1 protein-coding gene is annotated in these 1,672 nt (G+C 73.3%); it reads right to left on the reverse strand.

Going from position 1 to position 1,672, the window contains the following annotated elements:
• A partial coding sequence (locus AB0O11_RS38335; protein WP_363396960.1) for a hypothetical protein occupies window positions 1–1,672 on the reverse strand: 1,672 nt, incomplete at both ends.

Genomic DNA, 1,672 nt, shown 5'->3' on the forward strand with positions numbered 1-1,672 from the left:
CCCGTCGCCGGGTTCTCGCGCGTGTGGGAACCCGGGGAGGGGTCCGCTTTCGATCCTGGAGGGGCCGGCGAGGGGCGGGGGCGGGAGACGGCCCTCGTCGTCGGCGGCGGTCGTGGAGACCATGGTCGGGGTGGGGATGGCCGGATCGGGTGTGCCGCTTTCCGGGGTGTGTTCCACGATCGTCGCCGCCTCCGCGTCGACCATGTCGGTGTCCACCGCGTCGGTGTTCGTCGTGCCGGCGTTTTTGGTGGCGGTCGTGTCGGTGGCCGCTGTCGTGCTGTCTGCCGGGGAGGGGGCGGGTGGTGCGAGGAAGACGTCGATGGCCGTGAGGTCTTCGGCGGAGATGGTGTGGTCGCTGTGCGGGGCGGGGCCGGTGGTGGGGGGTTCGTGGGTGGTCGCGAGCCAGGGGGCGGTCAGGAACCAGGAGTCGAGAAGGTCGGTGGGGTCGGGTGTTATGGGTGCGGGGGCTGGTGACGGTGTCCGGTCGTCGTGTGGAGGGGGTGTGGTGTGGGAGAGGGGGGTTTGGTGGGTGCTGGTGGGTTCGGGGTCGGGGTGTGCGGCGGCTAGGAGTTCGGCGACGGTCGTCGCGGTGACGCGTGGGACCTGGGGGGGAATGGCCCAGAAGACACCCCCGGTCACCCCGGCGGGCCGAAGGGAGGCACCCACGCCGGCGCTGCCCCCACCCACCTCGTCCTCGGACAGGTCCTCGTGCCCGGACAGGTCCTCGGGACCGGGTGTGAAGAGGTGGTCAAGGTGGTCGGATGCCGCCCCCGCCGCCTCGGCGTGGTCGTCGGCCGTGGTCTCGGCGCTGTCGGCTGCAAGGATGGCGGGTCCGTGGGTGGGTTCGGCCGGGGCGGTGTGGTGCACACCGCCGCCCGGCAGGGCCAGACCGGCGGAGAAGGAAGGGGTGTCGATACTGGGACTGGTGCCGCGCTGGGGGACGGTGGTGTGGAAGACCGAGCCGCCCGCCACCTGGCCCTCAGCGGGCGGTGTGGTGCCTACGGCGCCGGGAGTCCGCCCGGCGGTGGACGCTTGTGAGGAGCGGGAGGGCACTTCCGCGGCCCCCGTCCCCCTCCCCGCCAGCCGGTTGCTGCGCCGCGGGGTCGGCTTGGTGGGGGTGCTGTCCGTGGTGCCCGTGGTCGTGGCGGGGTCTGTGGGTGGGGTGGCGGTGGTCGCGGGTGCGCCGGGCCGGCGGGTTCTCGTCTGTCGGGCGGTGAGATCGGGCAGGGCGGGGGTGTCCGGGTCGTGCAGGGCCCGCCTGATGTGGTCCCAGGCGCTCTGCCCGTCCTTGCCGGGGATGTTCCATGCCCTGCGGAACGGGGCCGCGTCCTCTTCCAGGGGGATGTTGAAATCCCTGGCGGCAGCGGCGGCGGCGGCGTTCTTTCGCAGCAGGACCTGGTTGGCGAGGCGTTCGACCATCGCGAGCATGTTTTTCGGGATCGGTGATACCTGGCCCGCCGCGGCGGTGCTGTTCCAGTGCTCCAGTGCCTTCAGGGCCTGGGCGCCCTGCGCCGCGGTCAGCCGCAGTGGACGTGCCGGGATGGAACCGGCGCCCGAGGCCGCCGTGGCCGCGGCCCGGGCGAGGTCTTTGGCGTGGTCGTGGGCGGCGGTGAGGGCGAGGTGGTGGGGGTCGGTGCCGGGGGGGAGGCCGGTGGGGTTGTCGTGCAGGGTT

The sequence above is a fragment of the Kitasatospora sp. NPDC093102 genome, from assembly GCF_040683915.1.
GTDB lineage: Bacteria > Actinomycetota > Actinomycetes > Streptomycetales > Streptomycetaceae > Kitasatospora.